This window comes from Streptomyces sp. URMC 123, from assembly GCF_051386515.1.
In the GTDB taxonomy this organism is placed as follows: Bacteria; Actinomycetota; Actinomycetes; order Streptomycetales; family Streptomycetaceae; genus Streptomyces.
In genome coordinates this window covers 1-20,955 of sequence record NZ_JBPQTV010000042.1, presented here as the reverse complement: position 1 = coordinate 20,955, position 20,955 = coordinate 1, and the positions used below count along the sequence as shown (strand labels likewise).

At 74.6% G+C, this 20,955-nt stretch carries 21 protein-coding genes; 9 read left to right on the top strand and 12 right to left on the bottom strand.

Going from position 1 to position 20,955, the window contains the following annotated elements; all coding sequences use genetic code 11:
• The first annotated feature begins 99 nt into the window (after positions 1-99).
• The 6 genes from paaA to ACSNOD_RS08405 all read left to right on the top strand — a co-directional run bounded on the left by paaA (position 100) and on the right by ACSNOD_RS08405 (position 5,196).
• Positions 100-1,173, top strand: a complete 1,074-nt coding sequence (gene paaA / locus ACSNOD_RS08430; protein WP_436766151.1) for a 1,2-phenylacetyl-CoA epoxidase subunit PaaA — start codon at positions 100-102, stop codon at positions 1,171-1,173.
• Complete coding sequence (paaB, locus tag ACSNOD_RS08425; protein ID WP_436766150.1) at positions 1,170-1,457, top strand: 1,2-phenylacetyl-CoA epoxidase subunit PaaB; 288 nt, start codon at positions 1,170-1,172, stop codon at positions 1,455-1,457. The genes paaA and paaB overlap by 4 nt, the downstream gene beginning before the upstream one ends.
• On the top strand, positions 1,454-2,188 hold the full coding sequence (gene paaC / locus ACSNOD_RS08420; protein ID WP_436766149.1) for a 1,2-phenylacetyl-CoA epoxidase subunit PaaC: 735 nt from the start codon (positions 1,454-1,456) through the stop codon (positions 2,186-2,188). The genes paaB and paaC overlap by 4 nt, the downstream gene beginning before the upstream one ends.
• On the top strand, positions 2,182-2,742 hold the full coding sequence (paaD, locus tag ACSNOD_RS08415) for a 1,2-phenylacetyl-CoA epoxidase subunit PaaD (protein WP_436766148.1): 561 nt from the start codon (positions 2,182-2,184) through the stop codon (positions 2,740-2,742). The genes paaC and paaD overlap by 7 nt, the downstream gene beginning before the upstream one ends.
• Positions 2,743-3,828 carry a 2Fe-2S iron-sulfur cluster-binding protein gene (locus tag ACSNOD_RS08410; protein WP_436766147.1) on the top strand — a complete coding sequence of 362 codons (1,086 nt, stop codon included), beginning with the start codon at positions 2,743-2,745 and terminating at the stop codon, positions 3,826-3,828.
• A 150-nt stretch (positions 3,829-3,978) separates the two neighbouring features.
• Positions 3,979-5,196, top strand: coding sequence for an acyl-CoA dehydrogenase family protein (locus tag ACSNOD_RS08405; protein WP_436766146.1), 1,218 nt, complete (start codon positions 3,979-3,981; stop codon positions 5,194-5,196).
• Positions 5,197-5,340: 144 nt separating this feature from the next.
• Here the strand turns inward: ACSNOD_RS08405 and ACSNOD_RS08400 are convergent, their stop codons facing one another.
• The 4 genes from ACSNOD_RS08400 to ACSNOD_RS08385 form a co-directional block, all read right to left on the bottom strand.
• The gene (locus tag ACSNOD_RS08400) at positions 5,341-5,682 is read right to left on the bottom strand and encodes a rhodanese-like domain-containing protein (RefSeq protein ID WP_436766145.1); all 342 of its coding nucleotides are present in this window, start codon (positions 5,680-5,682) and stop codon (positions 5,341-5,343) included.
• 77 nt (positions 5,683-5,759) lie between these two features.
• Positions 5,760-6,707, bottom strand: a complete 948-nt coding sequence (locus tag ACSNOD_RS08395; protein ID WP_436766144.1) for a J domain-containing protein — start codon at positions 6,705-6,707, stop codon at positions 5,760-5,762.
• 67 nt (positions 6,708-6,774) lie between these two features.
• On the bottom strand, positions 6,775-8,181 hold the full coding sequence (locus ACSNOD_RS08390; RefSeq protein WP_436766143.1) for a DUF2252 domain-containing protein: 1,407 nt from the start codon (positions 8,179-8,181) through the stop codon (positions 6,775-6,777).
• A 196-nt stretch (positions 8,182-8,377) separates the two neighbouring features.
• Positions 8,378-8,743, bottom strand: a complete 366-nt coding sequence (locus ACSNOD_RS08385) for a winged helix-turn-helix transcriptional regulator (protein WP_436766142.1) — start codon at positions 8,741-8,743, stop codon at positions 8,378-8,380.
• Positions 8,744-8,846: 103 nt separating this feature from the next.
• Between ACSNOD_RS08385 and ACSNOD_RS08380 the strand changes: the two genes are divergently transcribed.
• On the top strand, positions 8,847-9,494 hold the full coding sequence (locus tag ACSNOD_RS08380) for an FMN-dependent NADH-azoreductase (RefSeq protein WP_436766141.1): 648 nt from the start codon (positions 8,847-8,849) through the stop codon (positions 9,492-9,494).
• 71 nt (positions 9,495-9,565) lie between these two features.
• Here ACSNOD_RS08380 and ACSNOD_RS08375 read toward each other — a convergent pair whose 3' ends face one another.
• The 4 genes from ACSNOD_RS08375 to ACSNOD_RS08360 form a co-directional block, all read right to left on the bottom strand.
• A complete protein-coding gene (locus tag ACSNOD_RS08375; protein WP_436766140.1) occupies positions 9,566-10,213 on the bottom strand; it encodes a response regulator in 648 nt (215 codons plus the stop codon).
• 135 nt (positions 10,214-10,348) lie between these two features.
• On the bottom strand, positions 10,349-12,070 hold the full coding sequence (locus tag ACSNOD_RS08370; RefSeq protein WP_436766160.1) for a sensor histidine kinase: 1,722 nt from the start codon (positions 12,068-12,070) through the stop codon (positions 10,349-10,351).
• Between the two features lie 266 nt (positions 12,071-12,336).
• Positions 12,337-13,413, bottom strand: a complete 1,077-nt coding sequence (locus tag ACSNOD_RS08365; protein WP_436766139.1) for an NAD-dependent epimerase/dehydratase family protein — start codon at positions 13,411-13,413, stop codon at positions 12,337-12,339.
• 5 nt (positions 13,414-13,418) lie between these two features.
• A complete protein-coding gene (locus ACSNOD_RS08360; RefSeq protein ID WP_436766138.1) occupies positions 13,419-14,567 on the bottom strand; it encodes a ScbA/BarX family gamma-butyrolactone biosynthesis protein in 1,149 nt (382 codons plus the stop codon).
• A gap of 286 nt (positions 14,568-14,853) precedes the next feature.
• Here ACSNOD_RS08360 and ACSNOD_RS08355 point away from each other — a divergent pair, with 286 nt between their 5' ends.
• Positions 14,854-15,543, top strand: a complete 690-nt coding sequence (locus ACSNOD_RS08355) for a ScbR family autoregulator-binding transcription factor (protein WP_436766137.1) — start codon at positions 14,854-14,856, stop codon at positions 15,541-15,543.
• A 196-nt stretch (positions 15,544-15,739) separates the two neighbouring features.
• Entirely contained in the window at positions 15,740-16,558 is an 819-nt protein-coding gene (locus ACSNOD_RS08350) for a 4'-phosphopantetheinyl transferase family protein (protein ID WP_436766136.1), read from the top strand.
• 823 nt (positions 16,559-17,381) lie between these two features.
• Here ACSNOD_RS08350 and ACSNOD_RS08345 read toward each other — a convergent pair.
• The 4 genes from ACSNOD_RS08345 to sbnA form a co-directional block, all read right to left on the bottom strand.
• Positions 17,382-18,104, bottom strand: a complete 723-nt coding sequence (locus ACSNOD_RS08345) for a LuxR C-terminal-related transcriptional regulator (RefSeq protein WP_436766159.1) — start codon at positions 18,102-18,104, stop codon at positions 17,382-17,384.
• Between the two features lie 251 nt (positions 18,105-18,355).
• Complete coding sequence (locus ACSNOD_RS08340) at positions 18,356-19,348, bottom strand: TauD/TfdA family dioxygenase (RefSeq protein WP_436766135.1); 993 nt, start codon at positions 19,346-19,348, stop codon at positions 18,356-18,358.
• Positions 19,348-19,566 carry an MbtH family protein gene (locus ACSNOD_RS08335; RefSeq protein WP_436766134.1) on the bottom strand — a complete coding sequence of 73 codons (219 nt, stop codon included), beginning with the start codon at positions 19,564-19,566 and terminating at the stop codon, positions 19,348-19,350. Before ACSNOD_RS08335 ends, ACSNOD_RS08340 begins: the two co-directional genes overlap by 1 nt.
• A gap of 113 nt (positions 19,567-19,679) precedes the next feature.
• Positions 19,680-20,897 carry a 2,3-diaminopropionate biosynthesis protein SbnA gene (gene sbnA / locus ACSNOD_RS08330; protein WP_436766133.1) on the bottom strand — a complete coding sequence of 406 codons (1,218 nt, stop codon included), beginning with the start codon at positions 20,895-20,897 and terminating at the stop codon, positions 19,680-19,682.
• Positions 20,898-20,955 lie beyond the last annotated feature (58 nt).

Genomic DNA, 20,955 nt, shown 5'->3' with positions numbered 1-20,955 from the left:
CACAGGCTTGACACCCTACGGCTCCCCGCTCACCATTGAACCGAACGATCGGTCGGTCGGTTGCCCGGGAAGTTGATCACGTCAGTGAGGAGACGGGGGATGACAGCGCTGGACACGGTCGGTGCCGCCGGTGGCGACGCACGGAGCGCGGCGGACGCGAACACTCGCGAAGGTGCCCGCGAAAGTGCCCAGGAGGGCGCCCACGACAGCGCCCGGGAGGCCGCCTTCGAGGCGGCCCTGGCGGCGGACGAACGGATCGAGCCGCGCGACTGGATGCCCGACGCCTATCGGGCCACGCTGGTGCGGCAGATCGCCCAGCACGCGCACTCGGAGATCATCGGCATGCAGCCGGAGGCGAACTGGATCACCCGCGCCCCCTCGCTGCGCCGCAAGGCCATCCTGATCGCCAAGGTGCAGGACGAGGCGGGCCACGGCCTCTATCTCTACAGCGCGGCGGAGACCCTGGGCACCGGCCGCGAGGAGCTCCTCGACAAGCTGCACTCCGGCCGCCAGAAATACTCCTCGATCTTCAACTACCCCACGCTGACCTGGGCGGACGTCGGGGCCATCGGCTGGCTCGTGGACGGCGCCGCGATCACCAACCAGGTGCCCCTGTGCCGCTGCTCGTACGGCCCCTACGCGCGGGCGATGGTGAGGATCTGCAAGGAGGAGTCCTTCCACCAGCGCCAGGGATTCGAGCTGCTGCTCACCCTCAGCCGGGGCACCGAGGCCCAGCACGCCATGGCCCAGGACGCCGTCGACCGCTGGTGGTGGCCCTCGCTGATGATGTTCGGTCCGCCGGACGAGCAGTCGTCGCACTCCGCGCGCTCCATGGCCTGGAAGATCAAACGGCACTCCAACGACGAGCTGCGCCAGCGCTTCGTGGACATCTGCGTCCCCCAGGCCGAGGCCCTCGGGCTGACCCTCCCCGACCCCGAGCTGCGCTGGAACGAGGAGCGGGGGCACTACGACTTCGGCCCCATCGACTGGACGGAGTTCCAGGAGGTGCTGCGCGGCAACGGGCCGTGCAACGAGGAGCGGATAGGGCGCCGGCGCCGGGCCCATGAGGAAGGCGCCTGGGTGCGCGAGGCCGCCGCGGCCCACGCCGCCAAACACGGGCCGCACGGTCGGCATCAGCAGCAGGAGCGGCAGGGGAAGGGGGCGGCGGCGTGATCGACTCGGACTGGCCGCTGTGGGAGGTGTTCATCCGCGGCAGGCGGGGGCTGTCGCACACCCACGCGGGAAGCCTGCACGCGCCGGACGCCGAGATGGCCCTGCGCAACGCCCGGGACCTCTACACCCGGCGGTCGGAGGGCGTCTCGATCTGGGTAGTGCCGTCCACCGCGATCACCGCCTCCTCACCGGACGAGAAGGACCCCTTCTTCGACCCCGCCGCCGACAAGCCGTATCGGCATCCGACCTTCTACGACATCCCGGAGGGGGTGCGGCACCTGTGACGGGGTCCACGGACCGCGCGGCGGCGCTCGCCCTGGGGGACGACGCGCTGGTGCTCTCCCACCGGCTGGCGGAGTGGGCGGGCAACGCCCCGGTGCTGGAGGAGGAGGTCGCGCTCGCCAATATCGCCCTCGATCTCCTGGGCCAGGCCCGCGTGCTGCTGTCGCAGGCCGGTGACGAGGACGAGCTCGCCTTTCTGCGCGAGGAGCGGGAGTTCCGCAACGTGCAGCTGGTCGAGCAGCCCAATGGCGACTTCGCCCACACCATGGCCCGGCAGCTGTACTTCTCCACCTATCAGGAGCTGCTCTACGGCCGGCTCGCGCACGGGGACGGCCCCTTCGCCCCGCTGGCCGCCAAGGCGGTCAAGGAGGTGGCCTACCACCGCGACCACGCCGAGCACTGGATGCTGCGGCTCGGGGACGGCACGGCCGAGAGCCATGAGCGGGCCCAGCGCGGACTGGACGCCCTGTGGCGGTTCACCGGCGAGCTGTTCGAACCGATCGAGGGGCTGGCCGGCCTGGACACCGAGGCGGACGCCGAGGCCCTGCGCGAGCGCTGGACGGCCTCCCTCGCCTCGGTGCTCGACCGGGCCACGCTCCGCCGGCCCGAGGGCCCCCAGCGCGGCGCCTGGTCGGCCGGGGCGGGCCGCCAGGGCCTGCACACCGAGCCGTTCGGCCGGATGCTCGCCGAGATGCAGCATCTGCACCGCAGCCACCCGGGGGCGACATGGTGACCGACGAGCACACGACCGCGGACGAGTGCGCGAGCACGGGCGGACGCGCGAGCACCGGCGGGCGCGCGACCGCGCTGGAGGAGAGGCTGCGCGAGCTGGCCGGCGCGGTGCCCGACCCCGAACTGCCGGTCCTCACCCTGGAGGAGCTCGGAGTGCTGCGCGGGGTCCGGGTGCTCGGCCCCGGCCGCGTGGAGGTCGAGCTGACCCCCACCTACACCGGCTGCCCGGCCGTGGAGACGATGGCGGCGGACATCGAGCGGACCCTGCGGGAGCACGGCATACCCGAGGTCGCCGTCCGCACGGTGCTCTCCCCGCCCTGGAGCACCGACGCGATCACCGCCGAGGGCCGCAGAAAGCTCCAGGAGTTCGGCATCGCCCCGCCCCGCCCCGGCGGGCCGCCGGCCGGGCCCGTGCCCGTCGCCCTCGCGGTGCGCTGCCCGCGCTGCGGCTCCACCGAGACCACGCTGCTCAGCCGGTTCTCCTCCACCGCCTGCAAGGCGCTGCGGCGGTGCGAGACCTGCCGCGAGCCGTTCGACCACTTCAAGGAGGCGTGAATGGCCACCGTCCGCCCCGGGGCCTTCCACCCACTGCCGGTGGCCGGCGTGGAGCGGCTCACCGACGACTCGGTCGCCGTGACCCTGGCCGTGCCGCCCGAGCTGCGGGAGGCGTACCGCTACGCCCCGGGCCAGCATCTGACCCTGCGCCGCCGCGCCCGGGACGGCACGGAGATCCGCCGCACCTACTCCCTGTGCGGGCCCGCCGGGGAGGAGGGGCCGCGCACCCTTCGGGTCGGGGTACGACTGGTGGACGGCGGGGAGTTCTCCACCTTCGCGCTCAAGGAGCTGGCCGTCGGGGACACGGTGGAGGCGATGACCCCGGTGGGCCGGTTCGTGCTGGAGCCCGCCCCGGGGCACTTCGCCGCCGTGGTCGGCGGCAGCGGCATCACCCCGGTGCTGTCGATGGTCTCGACGCTGCTGGCCCGGGAGCCGGGCGCCCGGTTCTGTCTCATACGCAGCGATCGCACGGCGGCGTCGACGATGTTCCTGGACGAGGTCGCCGACCTCAAGGACCGCTGGCCGGACCGGTTCCAGCTGGTGCCGGTGCTCTCCCGGGAGGAGACGCACAGCGGCCTCGCCTCGGGGCGCCTCGACGAGGAGCGGCTGACCCGGCTGCTGCCCGCGCTGCTGCCGGTGAAGGAGATCGACGGCTGGTTCCTGTGCGGGCCGCACGGGCTGGTGGCCGCCGGTGAGCGGGCGTTGAGCGCCCTGGGGGTGGAGCGCTCCCGGGTCCATCAGGAGATCTTCCACGTCGACGAGGGCGGTACGGCCGGGCCCGCGACGGCCGGGGCGGCGACCTCGCCCGAGCACAGCGAGGTCACGGCGACGCTGGACGGGCGGTCCGGGAGGTGGCCGGTCAGGGACGGCGAGTCCCTGCTGGAGACCGTGCTGCGCAACCGCGCCGACGCGCCCTACGCCTGCAAGGGCGGGGTGTGCGGCACGTGTCGGGCGTTCCTGGTGGGCGGCGAGGTGCGGATGGACCGCAACTTCGCCCTGGAGCCCGACGAGGTGGACGCGGGCTATGTGCTGGCATGCCAGTCGCATCCGCTGACGAACGAGGTGGAGCTGGACTTCGACCGCTGACCCCTCCCTCGGCCGTCCGTCCCTCGGCCGTCCGTTCCTCGCCCCTCCCCCGCTCGGCCATCCGTTCCTCGCCGGGCCGTTCACAATTCCTGGAACCTGTTCTACCTTGACGCCTCGTCAGCACGTCCCGTCGGGTGCGGAGGTCGAGCAGTGGACTTCACCTTCTCCGAGGAGCAGCAGGCGGCGGCCGAGGCGGCGCGGGCGGTGTTCGCCGGTGTGGCGCCGGACTCCGTGCCCAGCCCGGTCATGGTTCCCGGGGCGGTCGCCGAGGACTTCGACCGGCCGTTGTGGCGCAGGCTCGCCGACGCGGATCTGCTGGGGCTCAACCTGGCGCCGGAGCACGGTGGGTCGGGCCTGGACCCGGTCGCGCTCTGCGCGGTGCTGCGGGAAGCGGGCGCCGTGCTGGCCCGCGTCCCGCTGCTGGAGACGGCCGCCGCGGCGTGGGCGGTGCAGCGCCACGGCGGCGCTCGGCTGCGCGAGGAGATCCTGCCGCGGGTGGTACGGGGCGAGCTGGTCCTGACCGTGGCGAGCAGCGGTCGGACCGGCCACGACGGGGCGGAGCTCGCCGTCGAGGCCCGGCGCGGGGGCGGGCTGTGGACGCTCGACGGCCTGCAGACGGCGGTCCCCTGGGCGCGTACGGCCGACCTGATGCTGATCCCCGCGCACACGGCGGCGGGGGCGACGGTGCTCGCGCTCCTGGCTCCCGGCGGGGACGGTGTGGAAACGGCGGAGCAGTACTCCACCACCGGTGAGCGCTGCGCGGAGGTCCGGCTGGACGGGGCCACGGTCGCCGACCACCGGATGATCACGGCGGACGGCGCATGGCCCTGGCTGCGGGCGCTGCTCACCTGCGGGGTCTGCGCTCTCGCGCTGGGGGTCGGCGAACGGGTGCTGGCCATGGCCGGCGACTACACGGGCAAGCGGGAGCAGTTCGGGCATCCGCTCGCGACGTTCCAGGCGGTCGCGATGCAGGCCGCCGATCGCTACATCGATCTGCGGGCCATGGAGGCGACCATGTGGCAGGCCGCGTGGCGCCTGGGCGCGGCGGACGGCGTGGGAAACGACACGGCGGACGACCCCGCGCCGGGCGACACCTCGGCGGGCGGTTCGGGGAACGACTCCGACGGCGCGCTGCCGGTCGCCGCGGATGTCGCCGTGGCGAAGATCTGGGCGGCGCGGGGGGTGCGCCGGGCCGTCCAGACGGCGCAGCATCTGCACGGCGGGTTCGGCGCGGACGTCGACTACCCGCTGCACCGGTATCACGCCTGGGCCAAGCACTGGGAGCTGGCGCTCGGCCCCGCGTCCGCCCACGAGGAGGAGCTCGGCGCGCTCCTGGCCGACACCACCTGCGGCGACCCGACGACGTAAGCGCGGGCCCCGCTCCCCGCCCCCGGCGACCGGCCGCCATGGCACAGGCCCACCGCCTCGGCCTCACCCGCGGCCCGGCGCCGGCCGTCGCCGAAATCGGCTCCGCCCGGCGTCAGCCCTGACCGGCGCCGGGCCTCGGCGGCGTCAGAGGATGTGGGCCGGGTCGGAGGAGTCGGCGATCAGGGGGCGGCCGGCGGCCTCCCAGGCGAGCATCCCGCCGTCGACGTTCACCGCGTCGAAACCATGGCCGATCAGGTACTGGGTGACCTGCGCGGAGCGCCCGCCGACCCGGCACACCACATGCACCCGGCGACCGCCGCCGACCGCCTCGGTCACCTCGTCGTAGCGGTCCACGAACTCGCTCATGGGGATGTGCAGGGCGTCCTCGGCGTGCCCGGCCGCCCACTCGTCGTGCTCCCGGACATCCAGCAGCAGCCCGTCCTCCGGCACCGCCGTGACGTCCACCGTCGGCACGGTGACTCGCATCACAAAGCTCCTCGTTCTCGCATGGGGGTCATGGAAATCATCGACATCACGGCCCGGGGCCCGCGGCCCCGGGGGCCCTACTCGACCGGCTCCGCCAGCGCGGCCAGCCTGGCCTCCCGCTCGGCGACGTCGGCCAGCAGCTGTTCGGCGATCTCGTCGAGCAGCCCGTCCGGGTCGTCCGGCGCCAGCTTGAGCATCGCACCGATCGCGCCGGACTCCAGCTCCTCGGCGAGCGCGGTCAGCATCTCCTTGCGGCGGGCCAGCCACTCCAGCCGGGCGTAGAGCTCCTCGCCGCGGCTGGGCCGGTGCGCCTCCGGGGCGGGGCCCGCCGCCCACTCCTCGGCCAGCTCGCGCAGCTCCGCCTCGTTGCCGGCGGCGTAGGCGGCGTTCACCCGCACGATGAAGGCGCTGCGCCGCTCCCGCTCCGCGTCGTCGCCCGCGAGGTCGGGGTGGGCCTTGCGCACCAGCTCCCGGTAGATCCGCCGGGCCTCGTCGCCCGGCCGCACCCGCTGGGGCGGCCGGACCGGCTGCTCATTGAGCATCGCGGCCGCCTCGGGCGACAGCCCGTCGGAGTCGATCCAGCCGTGGAAGAGCTCGTCGACCCCCGGCATGGGCAGCACCAGGGCCCGCGCCTCGCGGGCGCGGCGCAGGTCCTCCGGGTCGCCGGAGCGGGCCGCGAGCGCCTCGGCGATCCGGGCGTCCAGCTCGTCGAGGCGGGCGTACATCGGGCCGAGCCGCTGGTGGTGCAGCCGGGAGAAGTTCTCGACCTCGATGCGGAAGGTCTCCACCGCGATCTCGAACTCGATCAGCGCCTGCTCGGCGACGTTCACCGCCCGCGCCAGCCGCTCCTCGCCACTGGCCTGCGCACCGGCCTGCGCACCGGCCTGCGCGTCCTCACCGCTCGACGGCACGCCCTCGCCGCCGGACGGCGCCTCGTCCGCTTCCGCCCGCGCCGAGGGCTCGGGCCGCTCGGCCTGTTCCATCTGCTCCGCCCGCTGGGGAATGTCGGCCTCCGGGTTCGTCACCCGGCCAGCGTAGACGGCCCATCGGCCCGGCGGCCCCACAACGCTGGGCCACTCGGCGGGCCGGGGCTCAAACCCCCAGCTCAGCGGCTATTCGCCCCTGGCGAATGGCGGCCAGCAGCCGAGCGTGATCAGCCTCCGTGCGGTCCGCGTAAGCCACCGCGAAGTCGGCCATCGCCCGGTCCAGCTCGTCGTTCTTGCCGCAGTACCCCGCGATCAGCCAGGGGTCGGCGCTGTGGGCGTGGGCCCGGGCGAGCAGCGCCCCGGTCATGCGGCCGTAGTCGTCGAGCTGCTCGGCGGAGAGGGCGCCCGGGTCCACGCTCCCCTTCCGATTGCGGAACTGCCGCACCTGGTAGTGCCGGCCCCGGACCGTGGTCCAGCCGAGCAGGATGTCGCTGACCACCTGCATCCGCTGCTGGCCGAGCACCACCCGGCGGCCCTCGTGCGGCACCGGGAGCGGGTCGAAGCCCACGTTCTTGAGGTAGGGCAGCAGCACGGAGGGGCGGGCCTCCTTGACCTGCAGGACCAGCGGCTCGCCCCGGTGGTCGAGCAGCAGCACCACATAGGAGCGGGTGCCCACGCTGCCCGTGCCGACCACCCGGAAGGCCACGTCCTGCACCGCGTACCGCGCGAGGAGCGGCAGCCGGTCCTCGGGGAGGGTCGCGAGGTACTCCTCCAGGGAGGCCGCGACCGCCGCGGCCTCCTCGTCGGGTATGCGCCGCAGCACGGGCGGCGCGTCGGTGAAGCGCCGCCCGCCCTCGGGCAGCTTCTCGGTGGACTTGGCCGCGAACCGCGCGCTGGTGTTGCGCCGGGCCTTCTGCGACACCTGCTCCAGCGTGCCCAGCAGATCGCGGGCGTCGGTGTGGGAGACGAGTTCCTCGTCCGCGATCGCGTTCCACGCCTCGGCGGCCGGCAGCTTGGCCAGCAGCCGCATGGTGCGGCGATAGGCGCCCGCCGTGTCGTACGCCGCCTCCCGGCAGGTCCGCTCGTCCGCGCCGATCTCCCGGCCGGCCAGCACGAGGGAGGCGACCAGTCGCTTGACGTCCCACTCCCAGGGGCCGTGCGCGGTCTCGTCGAAGTCGTTGATGTCGATGACCAGGCTGCCCCGGGCGTCGCCGTAGAGCCCGAAGTTCGCGGCGTGCGCGTCCCCGCACAGCTGGGTGCCGACACCGGTGCAGGGCGTGCTCGCCAGGTCGTACGCCATCAGCCCGGCCGAGCCCCGCAGAAAGGCGAAGGGGCCGGCGGCCATCCGGCCCACCCGGATCGGGGTCAGCTCCGACAGCCGCCCGATGCTGGACTCCTCCACCGCCGCGACCGGGTCCGGCCGCCCGTCCCCGGGCGGCAGCACGGCGTGCGCCGAGCGCGGCACCTCGGCGCGCAGGGCCTTACCGCGCCGCTTGGCGTCGTCCCCCATCGGCCGCCGGGCGAACCCCGGAACATACGGCAGTCGTGCGCTCGCACCGTCGACCTCGGCCATGGCGCGCCCCTCCCCCTCGTGTCCCCCTGCGCAACATCAACAGCCCCGACCGTACCCGCGGGCGGCGCGAACCGGCAGGCCTGTGGAAAACCCCCCTGTGGACAACCCTCCGTCGGGCAGCCCGTGTTGGACAACCCGCTGTGGGAGAGCCCGGAGAGCCCACTGTCGGCGGCCGTGGCGGCCCGCCGTGACAGCCCTACGCCTTGCGGAACCTCTCCGGGCAGCCGCCCGCATCCGGCAAATAGCGCTCCGCCCACCCACCGAGTTCCCGCAGGGCGGGCTCCAATGCCCGGCCGGCCTCGGTGAGCCGGTAGGACACCCGAAGCGGCGGACCCTCGTCCACTTCCCGCAGGACCAGTCCGAGGGCGGCGAGCTCGGCCAGCCGGTCGGAGAGCATGCGCTCGCTGATGCCCGGGATCGCCCGCCGCACCTCGGCGAAGTACGCGGGCCGGCCCATCAGCACGGCCAGGATCAGACCGGTCCAGCGCTTGCCCAGCAGGCCGAAGACGCGCGTCATGCCCGCGTCGACCTGCTTGCACGCCTGCTCGGTGTGGTCCGCCATGCCACCAGAGTACTGCCCGGTCGTGCGGGGCTATAAAAAAGTAAGCTGCTGTGTTAAAACTAGGGACATACGAAAACGCCCCACTCCCGAATCGGAGATCACCATGGCCACGCTGCTGCACCTCGACTCGTCCGCCTTCGCCACCGGCTCCGCGTCCCGCGATGTGACCGCCGCCTTCCGCGCCGCCTGGGAGGAGCAGCACCCCGAGGGCACGGTGATCCACCGGGATCTCGCCGCCGACCCGCTGCCCCACCTGGCGGCGGACGCGATCCTGGCCGGTTTCGCCGATCCCGCCGGGCACACGCCGGAGCAGCGCGCCGCGTTCGCGCTGCGCGAGGAGCTGATCGGTGAGCTGGAGCGCGCCGACGCGGTGCTCATCGGGGCGCCGATGTACAACTTCACGATCCCCTCGACCCTCAAGGCGTGGCTGGACCACGTCATCGTGATGGGCCGCACGGCGGGGGACCGCCCGTCCGCGGCCGGCACCCCGGTCACCGTCGTGGCCAGCCGGGGCGGCAGCTACGGCCCCGGGACGCCGCGCGAGGGCTACGAGTTCGTACAGAACTACCTGGAGAAGGTGCTGGGCGACATGCTCGGCATGGAGGTCGACTTCATCGTGCCGGAGCTGACCCTGGCGCGCACCACGCCCGCCATGGCGGGCCTCGTCGAGCTCGCCGACGCGTCCCGGGAGAAGGCGCACGAGGACGCCGTGGCCAAGGGGAAGGCGCTCGCGGCGCGCTTCGCGGCGTAGCCGCCAGGACGGCCGCGCGATCGCCGCACTGCGCGGCGTAGCCGCGGGCAGCGGCGCGAACGCTGGGCCGGCTAGAGGCCCGCGTCGCGGGCGAGCAGCGCGGCCTGGACGCGGTTCTCGCACCCGAGCTTCGCGAGAATACGGCTCACATACGTTTTGACCGTGGCCTCGCTCATATGGATGCGCGCGCCCGCGTCGGCGTTGGACAGCCCCTCCCCCAGCAGCGCGAGCACCTCGCGCTCCCGCGCGGTCAGGCCCGCCACGCGCCGGCGGGCCTCCTCCCCGCGGGCCGCCGCGCGGCCGGAGGACAGCGAGTCCACCACGTGGCGGGTGGCGCCCGGCGACAGATAGGCGTCACCGGCCGCCGCGGCCCGCACCGCCCTGATCAGTTCGGCCGGCGCCGAGTCCTTCAGCAGGAAGCCGGCGCCGCCCTCGCCCAGGGCGCGCAGGACGTTCTCGCGCTCGCCGAACGTGGTGAGGATCAGCACCCGCGCCTCGGGCACGGCCCGGCGCAGCTCGGCCTGGGCCGCGAGCCCGTCCATCACCGGCATCTGGATGTCCAGCAGCACGACGTCCACGGCGTGCGCGCGGGCCAGTTCGATCGCCTCACGGCCATTGGCCGCCTCCGCCACGACGTCGATGTCGTCGGCGGAGGTGAGGATCATCCTGATGCCCGCCCTGATGAGCGGCTCGTCATCCGTGACGAGAACCCTGATCACAACTCTCCCGCGCGGTCTTGAGAGGGACTTACGACGGCTCTCGCGCCATCATCCCCGACCCGGCCCCGGCGCCGCCCGGCGGCCGCCCGCTCCTCGTCCGGCCCCCGTCCGGTCCTCGTCCGGTCCCCGTCCTGATCACTGCTGGACTTCGTACGACCGCTTCTCGATCAGCTTTCCGTCCTTGAAGCAGAAGCGGAAGACCGGCTCCTTGTCCCAGCTGCTGCCGGACGCGGCCGACATCAGGGACAGGCACTCGGCGCCCTCCGGCCGGGGCGGCGCGCCCTTGTCGAGCCCCGTGGTCATGAACGAGTCCCCGCTGGGCAGCTTGTCGCGCACCTCCTGCTCGGGCTGGCCGACCTTCACCGACTCGTACACCTTCGGCTCGACCACGGCCTCCTCCGCCTCCCCCACCAGGAAGAACAGCCCCACGCCGGCGGCCACCACCAGCAGCAGCGCGACCAGCGCCGCGATCCCGCAGCCGATGGCTATCCCGCTGCCCGTTCTGTTCCTGCTCATCGCCTTCGCCAGCTCCCTCTGCCGACCGGTCCAGTCATTGACCGGACCACCGTCGCCGAGGGGGGCCGTCGGGATCTGCCCCCGGAAGTCGCCTGTCGCATCGACGAACGTCGCTGATGCCGCCGCTGCCGACGGCGCCGCCGTCGCCACCGCTGCGGAAGCGTCCACTCCACCGGGGTACGAGCGGGCCTGCTCCGATCCGTACGGCAGCACGCCCGCCAGCCGGAAGCCGCCGTCCGCCGTGGGGCCCGCGTGCACCATGCCACCGACCAGCCGGGCGCGCTCCGCCAGGCCCGTCAGCCCCTGCCCGCCGCTGACCACCGGGCCCCCGGCGGCCACCGCCGCGGCCGGCGCGGGGCCGTTGGCGATCTCGACCACCAGGGAGTCGGGCTCGTAGCGCAGCTCCACGGTGATGGCGGCGCCCGGGGCGTGCTTGTGGGCGTTGGTCAGGCCCTCCTGGGCGATGCGGTACGCCGCGTGGTCGGCGGCCGGGGCCAGGGGGCGCGGCTCCCCGGAGCGCCGCAGCTCGACGGCGGCGCCCGCGCCGCGCGACGACTCCACCAGGCCCTCGATGCCCGCCACCACCCGGGAGGCGGGCTGGGCGCCCTCTACCGGCTCGGGCGACGCCTCGGTGCCGTCCCGCAGCAGCCCCACCACCTCGCGCAGCTCGTGCATGGCGGCCACGGACGCCTCGCGCAGTACGGCGACGGCCTCGCGCTGCCGGCCGGTCAGCTCCCGGTCGACCTCCAGGGCACCGGTGTGCACGGCGATGAGCGCGAGCTGATGGCCGAGGCTGTCGTGCATGTCCTGCGCGATGCGCTGGCGCTCCCGCATCCGCGCCTGCCCGGCGATCATCGCCCGCTCGCGCAGCAACTGCGCGTTGTACTCACGGAGGGTGTCCAGCAGGGTGCGGCGCTGCGACCAGTAACGGCTGGCGAGCCCGGGGAAAACGGTGGTGGCCAGGAAGGCCAGGGAGATGAAGACCAGGGCCAGGGGCGAGAAGAAGAAGGGTTCGAGGACGAAGGACAGCCCGACGTTGAGCAGGAACGCCGCGCCGAACGCCCCGGCCGCGCGCCCCACGCCGGACACCCGCCGGCCCGCCGACCAGCCCGCGGCGAACAGGACGAACGCCAGCCCCGGGTACACCGGGGACAGGGCGGCGGTCGCGACCAGTACGGTCGCCGGGAAGGAGCGCCGCAGCAGGGACAGGACCGCCGCGAGCAGCGCCACGACGACGATCCGCACGGTGCTGTCGGTCTCCAGCGCCTCGAGGCCGGCGCCGAGCAGCGCCAGGACCGCCGCGAGGAGCACCTCCCCGGTGACCCGCCAGGGCGTCCACAGGCCCGGGGCGACCAGGCCCCTGCCCAGGTCGGCCGCCCGGCCCGGAAGGGAGCGCAGCAGGGCGGCGGCCGCCGCGCCGGCCCGCTTCGTACGGTCTGCTGGTTCCACGCCTGTCGTGCCTGTCACGCGGCCACGGTAGGCAGAGCGCGCGCACCGCGCACCCGCCATTGGTCGCCCCTTGCCGCGACCAAAGTCGTGGCCGGGGCCCCCTGACGGCACCCGCCGCCAGGGGACCGCCATCAGGGGACCGCCGCCGGGGGCAGCCGTCAGCGGGCCGCCGGGCCCCGGCCCCGGTACCAGGAGCCGTACGCGGGCAGCCGCCCGGCGGGGCCGGGCCCCGGGGGGCAGTCGGCCAGCCGCCAGACCTCCTCGCTGTCATACCAGTGGTCGGTGGCGATCAGGGACAGTTGCCGCGGGGTGGCCCGTCCCTCCGTACGGCTCAGCCTCGCGCCGTACTGATCGAGGCTCAGGTCCGCCGTGGGCAGCGCCAGCCCGACGTGCTCCGTCAGGAGCGTGAGGAAGGAGCGGAAGGTGACCGGCCGGGGGTGCGCCGCGTGCCGTACGCCACCGGGCAGCGGCCGCTCCGCGTCCAGGGCGAGCGCGGCGATCAGCCGGGCCAGGTCGTCGACCGCGACGAGCGAGAGCAGGGCCCGCCCGCCGTCCACCCAGGCCGGCACCCGCTCCAGCAGTTCCGCGATCAGGGGCACGACCCAGGTGTCACCGGGACCGTAGATCAGCGGAGCGCGCAGTACGGTGCCGCCCGCCGCCAGAACCTCCCGCTCGGCCGCGAGCCGGGTGCGGCTGGTGGCCGATACGGGGGCGGGTTCGAGGTCGCCTTCCGCGACGCCGCGGTGCGGGCCGGCCCCGTAGACGGCGGTGGTGCTCAGGTGGACGATCCGCGCGACCCCGGCCCGCTCGGCCTCCGCCAGCAGCGCCCGGGTGCCGGTGACGTTGACGGCCGCGCAGGCCGCCTCGTCACCGCCGATCCGGGACGCCAGGTGGAGCACGGTGTCGACGCCGTCGCAGAGGCCGCGCAGCGACGCGGGGTCGGTGAGGTCGCCCCGCCGGTACGCGATGTGCGGGCCGCCGGCGGTACGGCGCGCCGCCTCGGGGTTCCTGACCAGCGCCCGCACCCGTACGGCCGCCTCGGCCGCCCCTGCCGCCCCTTCGGCGCCGCGGGCCGCCGCCGAGGCCGTCGTCTCCCCCGTGCCGCCGGCCGGCGCGCCGGCCCGCGCCCCCAGCGCCCGCAGTACGGCGGAGCCGACGAACCCGGTGCCCCCGGTGACCAGCACCCGGCGGACCGGCGACGCCCCCGCCCGGCCGCCGCCCGGCTTCCCGCTCACGTCCCTCACACCGCCACCGGCAGCATGACCAGCCGGCCGGACGCGGCCGTCACCCCGTCCTGCACCACCCGGGCGCGGACGACCGAGCCGCCGCCCTCCGCAGGGCCCTCGACCTCGGCGACGACCGTGCAGGGGCTGCCGAACTCGACGTAGCGGGCGAAGTCGGCCGAGAAACCGACCGGCATGGCGGGCGCGGAGCCCATGGCCAGCCGGGCGGCCTGCCGCATGCCCTCCATCACCGCCATGCCGGGCACATGGTCGACGGGGTGGTCGAAGAGCACCGGGTGGCGCCGGTCGACCCGAAGGGACCACGCGTTCCCCTCACCGGTGGGCGCGAGCACCACGTCCTGCGCCCGGTCCCTGCCCACCAGCCCCGGCTCCACCGGCTCGGGCAGCGGGGCCTCGGCCGTCGCCCACGCCCGGTCCAGGTCGATGGGGCGCAGCCGGGCGTAGGCGCTGGGCGAGACGCAGTGAAAAGACGTTTCTCCTCGGCCGACGAGCACGCCGTCGCGGTGCAGTTCCACGGCCAGCCGCAGGCCGGCGAGGGACCTGCCCCGCGTCTTGATGTCGTGGCAGGTCGCCCTGGCGGTCACCGCGGCCGGCGTGCCGTCGAGCCGCAGGCCCTCCTCGGTCATCTCGTACGTCAGCCCCCACATCAGGAACTGATGACCCAGGGGCACGCCGAACTCGGCGTGCGCGATCAGCAGTCCTGCCTGCCGGAGCGTCTCCGCGACCAGCATCGGATCGTGGGCGCGGTGGCCCATCGGGGTGTAGAAGGAGTGGCCGCGGGGCCACTGCGCGGCGATCTCGAAGGTGTTGTCGCCCAGGGCCCGCCAGCGCGTCAGCAGCACCTCCGAGACGGCCGACCGGTGCACCAGCCGGCGCGGCACGGTGCGGTCGAACGCGCATCCGTCGTCCAGCGGGCAGCCGGCCGCCGACTCGCCGCCGAGCGCCTGGCGCACGCCTCCGTACGCGCCCCCCTGCGAGTCCTCGTACGAGCCCCCGTGCAGACCCTCGTACGAGCCCTGACGCGCCCCCTGAAGCGGCCCCTGCCGCACGAGACGGGCCTCCCGCTCCGGGCCCCGCTCGCGAAGCGGCCCCCGCCCGAGTTCGCGGTCCAGCCCCGGCTCCAGCTCCAACAGCGCGACAGCCATCTCTAGTCCCCCATGACGTACGGATCTGATGTCGCGTCACAACATACCAGTCGGCCGGTTTTTTTCAATGAGCAAGATCACAACCTGTCCGGATACCCTGAATCCACCGGCCGCACACGGGTCGACGGCGACGGGTTCGCGGTGCGGGCCCGCCTCCCCCTCCCGGGCGGACCCACGCCACCGGATCGGCTACTTTTGACGCTTCTCCATGGTGTGAACGGACCGTGACGTGGGTGAGCAACGCGACGACGGGCACCGGTGACGGAAACGGAAGGATGAAGGTCAGGTGGCAACACAAGCACGCGCGGTCCGGACTCGACGCGCGGTTTTGGAGGCGGCGGCCGCCGTCTTCGACGAGTGCGGCTACGAGCGGGCGGGCATTTCCGACATCCTGAAAAGGGCCGGGGTGACCAAGGGCGCGCTCTACTTCCACTTCCCTTCCAAGGAGGCGCTCGCCCTCGCCGTCATCGAGGAACAGCTCCAGGTGGCGGGGGCGCCGTCGGACGATCACGGCCTGCAGGGAGCGATCAACCTCACCCAGCAGGTGGCCCACGCCCTCCAGCACGACGTGCTGCTCAGGGCGGGCATCCGGCTCACCATCGAGGGCTCCTTCGACACCCCGACCGCCAGCCCGTACCAGGCGTGGGAGGCCCGCTGCACCGAGCTGCTCACCGAGGCGCAGCAGCGGGGCGAGGTCCTGCCGCACGTGGTGCCGGTGGACACCGCCCTGCTCATCGTGGGCTCCTTCACGGGCATCCAGCTGCTCTCGCAGATCCTCACCGAGCGGGCCGACCTGCCGCTGCGGATCACCAAGCTGTGGCAGCACATCCTGCCCGGCATCGCGGTGCCCGGCACGCTCGCGCACGTCGACCCCCGGGGCACGCGGGACTTCACGGTGCCGGCCGATGCGGTGGTGTCCGGCGCGGCGGCGTCCGGCGGCGAGCGCGGCGACTCGGCCGGGGAGCGGCGGGACTGATCGCGCCGTCGCGTACGGCCCGGCCCGTCGCCTACGGCCCGGTCCGTTCCGGGCGTCCCCCTGTGGGTTTTCCCCCAGGGGAGATCGGAGGCCAGCCGGGTATCCCGGGCGGTGGCCGGCACGCGACCATGGCGGCGGCGACAGTACTGCTGCCGCCCTGGACCCCTTGGTGTTGGAGGCGCCCGTGCTGTCGAGCGTGACGTCGGTCCCGGAGACCGTCGAGGCCGGCCGGGTGCCGTGCCACGTCTGGAGCGCGGCCCCGGTCCCCGGCCCCGACCGCTATCTGCCGCTGCTCGACGCTCCCGAGCGCGCCCGGTTCGCGGCGTACGCGCACGAGGACGACCGCGCCCGGTTCGTCACCGGGCGGCTGCTCGCCAAGGCCGCGCTCGCCCGGCAGTTGGGCACCGGGCCCGGCGCCGTCCGGCTGCACACCCGCTGCGCGGGGTGCGGCGGGCCGCACGGCAAGCCGCGGCCCGTCGGGGCGGCGGCGGGCTGGGAGCTGTCCGTCTCGCACTCCGGGGACCGGGTGATGGTGGCGATCACCGAGGGCGTTCCGCTCGGCCTGGACGTGGAGCGGCTGCCCGCCCCCGAGGCGGGCCGGGACGCGGCCGACGACGACCCGGCCGAGGCCGAGCTCACCCTGACGCCGGGCGAGCGCGCGGCCCTCGCCGCGCTGCCGCCGCGGGACCGCCCGCGGGCCTTTCTGACGTACTGGACCCGCAAGGAGGCCGTCCTGAAGGCCACCGGGGACGGGCTGGCGGTGCCCATGACGGACTTCTCCGTGTCGGCACCGGGCGGGCCCGCGCGCGTGCTCGCCTGGGACGGCCCGGACCGGCCGGCCGTGCTGCCCGTTCTGACCGACCTCACCGAGGAGGCGCTGGGGCTGGGGGACTCGTATCTGGCGGCCCTCGCCCTGCTGGGGAGCGCGCGGCCGCGGGTGCGCGCTCACGGGGGCGAGGAGCTGCTCGAGGACGCGCGGGCCGCGGTGCGCGCCGCCGCGGGCGCGGCGGCGTAGGGAACGGCGTCCGGGTCCCCCGCGGCGGCCCGTACGGAGGCGTGGGCGCGACGGCGTCAGTACGGTGGCGCGGGCACGCCGGCACGGCTCCCGCGGCGCCAGGACGGTGGCGCGGGCCTCAGCATGACGACAGCACGGCGGCCGAGCGCCGGGGCGGAGCGGGCACGGGCCCAAGCGGGCCGCACACGGCCAAGGCCGGTCGGCGCACGTCCAAGGCAGGCCCCGGCAGAAGCCGCGGGCCTGGGCAGGCCGAAGTGAGCCGCAGCGGGCCAGCCCAGGCAGAAGCGAGCCAACGCCGCCCTGGGCGGCCCGAAACGGCCCAGTGCACGGCCAAGTTGACCTCCGCAGGCCGAAGCGGGCCAGCCCAGGCGGGGAAAGCGAGCCACGCCGCCATGGCAGGCGGAAGCGGCCCAGCACACGGCCTACTCAGCCCGAAACGGGCCGGCACGGGCAGAAGCGAGCCAACGCCGGCCTGGGCAGGCCGCAGCGGCCCAGCACACGGCCAACGCAAGCCAAGCCAGTCGGCGCACGGCCAAGGCAGGCCCCGCCAGAAGCCCAAGCGGCCCAACACACGGCCAACGCAAGCCAAGGCCGGTCGGCACACGGCCAAGGCAGGCCCCGCCAGAAGCCCAAGCGGCCCAACGCACGGCCTCCGCAGGCCGAAGCGGGCCAGCCCAGGCGGGAGCGAGACAACGCCGCCCTGGGCAGCCTGAAGCGGCCCAGCGCACGGCCAACGCCGGCCACAGGGGCCGGCACGGGCAGCAGCGGGCCGACGCAAGGCCAACGCGCGCCGGCACCCGCCCCGGCACAGCGCACCGCACGCTCAGGCCACCGACACCATCGCGCCGGGAGCCTCCTCGGCGGAGGTCACCGCAGAGAGCATCGCGGACGCGGCGCGTCCCCGCAGATAGCGCAGCACCGCGAGCACCCTGCGGTTGGAGAAGTCCGAGCGCGGCAGTCCGAGCTTGGTGAAGATGCCCGCCACCCGCTTCTCCACGGTCCCGTGGGAGATCACCAGTTCGCGGGCGATCGCGGTGTTCGTGCGGCCCCGGGCCATCAGCGCGAGCACCTCCAGCTCCCGGGGGCTGAGCGCGGCCAGCCCGTCCGCCGCCTCCTGGGCGTGGAGCGCCGCGGTGACCGCCTCCGGGTCGAGCGCGGTCTCGCCCCTGGCCACCCGGGTCAGCGCGTCCAGGAACTGCGCCCCGTCCTCGATCCGGTCCTGGAGCAGATAGCCCGTCCCGCCCGCCTCCTCGGCCAGCAGGCTCGGTACGTGGTGCTCCTCCCACCGCGGCGCGAACACCAGGACTGCCGTGCGCGGGTGGTCGCGGCGCAGTTCGAGCGCGGCCCGTAGCCCGCCGTCCGTGCCGCCCGGGGGCAGCCGGGTGTCGATCACGGCCACGTCCGGCCGGTGCTCGGCCACGGCGCGGCGCAGCGCCACCGCGTCCGCGACGGCGGCGGCCACCTCGTGCCCGTGACCAGTGAGGGTCTGCGCCAGACCGTCCCGCAGTACGGAGCGCGGCTCGGCCACGGCCACCACGGCGCGCAGTACGGACGCGGCCGGCCCGTACGACAGTACGGACGGAGCCGGCGCGTACGGCACGTATGGCGCGTACGACAGTACGGAGCGAGGCCCGTACGGCCGTACGGGCGGAGGCGGCCCGTACGGCCGTACGGGCGCGCGGTCGGTCATGCGGGGGTGAGGCACGGTCTCCTCGTGTTTCTCGCGGTGTCGGTCGCACGGGACGACGGCGGACGGCCCGGACCGCGCGTGCGGCCCGGGCCATCGGTCGACACCGCTCAGTCCAGGACGTAGCCGTCGTTCGCGCGGAAGCCGCGCGAGCGGCGCAGGTCCGTCAGGACGAAGGTGCGCTGGAGCCAGCGGTCCCGGCCGTCGTAGCGGGGCCGGAAGGCGGTGCGCCCGTGCACGGCGATCCGGTTGTCCACGATGGCGAGGTCGCCCGGCACGAGCCGGACCGTCTGCGCGGTCAGCTCGAAGAGCCGCTCCAGCTCCAGCAGCGCCTCCCGGGCCCGCTCGGTGAGCGGCTGGGTGGCCGCGAGGTCGACCCGCAGGTCGGGGTCCTCGGCCGCCCCGAAGAGCACCGGGTGCGGGTCGGCGCTGCCCGCGCCGGCCCCGAAGGACGGCGGCGGGGCGGTGACGAACTCCGCGCTGAACAGCGCCTCGCGGCTCTCGTCCGACAGCAGCGGCAGCACCTGTCGGATCGAGGCCGTGCGCAGCCCGGCCACCCGCTCGTGGTCGGCGCGCAGGCACAGCAGCATCACGAAGTCGGGGCGGTGCGGGTGGAAGGCGTTCTCGGTGTGGAAGGTGAGCCGCACCGAGCCGGCGTTCCCCTGGAAGTCCTCCTGGCCGGGCCGGGGGATGACGTCCTGCACCAGGGCGCCGGTCTTCTCCGGGCGGAACGCGGCCGGGTCGCCGAGGCCGCAGGCGACCGTGGCCAGGACGGCCGCGGCGACGGTGGCGGTGCGCTGCACCGAGCCGGGGACGGACGGGGTGTCCGGCAGCGCCGCCTCGTCCACCGGCAGGCCCCGCACCAGCAGGGCGCCGGCGGCACCGGGGTCGCGGCGGAAGTCGCGCAGCGAGCGGCGCAGGGTGGCGGGCATCTCGGTCCAGGCGTCGCGAGCCGCGTCCACCCACGCGGGGCTGTCCACCAGGCCGTCGGCGGCCGTGACCAGCCCGCGGGCGACCCGCTCCACGGCGCTCGCGTCGTGCGGGGCGACCGTCACCGCCGGTGCGGACAGCGCGGCCGGGCCGGGTTCGAGGATCGCGGTCATCAGGACGCCGCTCCCGCCATGGCCTCGACGACGCTGCGCGGGCGCATGTCGGTCCAGTGGGCGGTGATGTAGTCGAGGCTCTCCTGGTGGCCGGCCTCGCCCTGGGCCACCTCCCAGCCGGCGGGCACCTCGGCGAAGGACGGCCACAGGGAGTACTGGCCCTCGTCGTTGACGAGCACGAGGTAGCGGCCTTCGGCGTTCTCAAAGGGGTTGGTCATCGCGGTGTTCCTTCAGCTGTCGTCACGGGTGACGTGGTGACTGGTGACGTGAGACGTGTGACGTGATCGGCGGGTCGGTGGGTCTGGGACATCGAAGGTCGGGGCATCGGGGCTCACGCGGGGCCCGCGACGGCCGACGCCAAGGCGTGGCCCCCGGCGGCCGCCCGCTCGCCCGGGGCACCGGCGGCCGCCCGCTCGCCGGGGGCCGTGGCGGCGGCCGTACGTTCGCCCGGCGCACCCGCGGCCGTACGTTCGCGGGGCCGGGCCGCGACGGCGTCCAGCACCTCGGCGCCGTACACCCCCCGCACCCAGTTGGTCTGGTAGAGCGTGTCGAGATAGCGCTCCCCCAGGTCGGGGGAGATCGCCACGGCCGTGATCGACGAGCCGGCCGACGCGTCGACCTCGGCGTCCGCCGGCCCGCCCGCCGGAACGCCCGCCGGCCCGCCCGCCGGCCCGTTCGCCGGAACGCCCGCCGGAACGCCCGGGATCGCCCCGTGCTCCGCCAGCCAGCGCGCCGCGCCGCTGACGACCGTGCCGGTCGAGCCGCCGAACAGGAAGCCGCGGCCGGCCAGCCGGTGGCACATGGTGACCGTGTCTGGCTCCGGCACGTGGATCACCTCGTCGACGTACGACTCGTCGAGGAGCGCCGGCCGCACCCCGGCGCCCAGCCCCGGGATCATGCGCGGCGCGGCCGGCTCGCCGAAGGAGACGGAGCCGACGCTGTCGACGGCGACGATCCGCACGCCCGGCCGGTTCTCCTTGAACCAGCGGGCGCAGCCCATGAGGGTGCCGGTGGTGCCGGCCCCGACGAACAGCACGTCGAGGTCCGGGAACTGCTCGGCGATGGCCGGGGCGGTGCGCCGGTGGTGGGCGCGCCAGTTGTTGGGGTTGACGTACTGGTTGAGCCATACGTAGCGGTCGTCGCTCTCGCACAGCCGGCGGACGTGGGCGATCCGCGCGCCGAGGAACCCCGTCTCGGGGTCCGGCTCGGTGATGATGCGCACCTGGGCGCCGAGCGACTCCATCAGCCGCCGGGTGGCGAGGTTGCAGCGCGAGTCGGTGACGCACACGAAGCCGTAGCCCTTGCTGGCGGCGATCATGCTGAGCGCGACGCCCAGGTTCCCCGACGAGGACTCCACCAGGATCGAACCGGGCCGCAGCCGCCCGTCCCGCTCCGCCGCCTCCACCATCTCGGTGGCGGCCTTCTGCTTGATCGAACCGGCGAAGTTGAAGCCCTCGCACTTCAGGTAGAGCGGGAAGCCGAGCGCGGTGCGCAGGTCCACGTAGAGGTCGTTCTCGTTGAATTCCTGAGGTACCGAGATGATCGGCACTTGTTGCCCTCCCGATTCGGGGACAGGAGACGGTGGGACAGCGGACGGTGGGGGGTGG

Coding starts and splice junctions, on each gene's coding strand:
- ACSNOD_RS08335 (WP_436766134.1), bottom strand. CDS start 19,566: ATGACCAACCCCTTTGAGAACGCCGAAGGCCGCTACCTCGTGCTCGTC.
- paaA (WP_436766151.1), top strand. CDS start 100: ATGACAGCGCTGGACACGGTCGGTGCCGCCGGTGGCGACGCACGGAGC.
- ACSNOD_RS08390 (WP_436766143.1), bottom strand. CDS start 8,181: ATGGCCGAGGTCGACGGTGCGAGCGCACGACTGCCGTATGTTCCGGGG.
- ACSNOD_RS08385 (WP_436766142.1), bottom strand. CDS start 8,743: ATGGCGGACCACACCGAGCAGGCGTGCAAGCAGGTCGACGCGGGCATG.
- ACSNOD_RS08410 (WP_436766147.1), top strand. CDS start 2,743: ATGGCCACCGTCCGCCCCGGGGCCTTCCACCCACTGCCGGTGGCCGGC.
- ACSNOD_RS08340 (WP_436766135.1), bottom strand. CDS start 19,348: ATGACCGCGATCCTCGAACCCGGCCCGGCCGCGCTGTCCGCACCGGCG.
- ACSNOD_RS08380 (WP_436766141.1), top strand. CDS start 8,847: ATGGCCACGCTGCTGCACCTCGACTCGTCCGCCTTCGCCACCGGCTCC.
- ACSNOD_RS08360 (WP_436766138.1), bottom strand. CDS start 14,567: ATGGCTGTCGCGCTGTTGGAGCTGGAGCCGGGGCTGGACCGCGAACTC.
- ACSNOD_RS08400 (WP_436766145.1), bottom strand. CDS start 5,682: ATGCGAGTCACCGTGCCGACGGTGGACGTCACGGCGGTGCCGGAGGAC.
- paaD (WP_436766148.1), top strand. CDS start 2,182: ATGGTGACCGACGAGCACACGACCGCGGACGAGTGCGCGAGCACGGGC.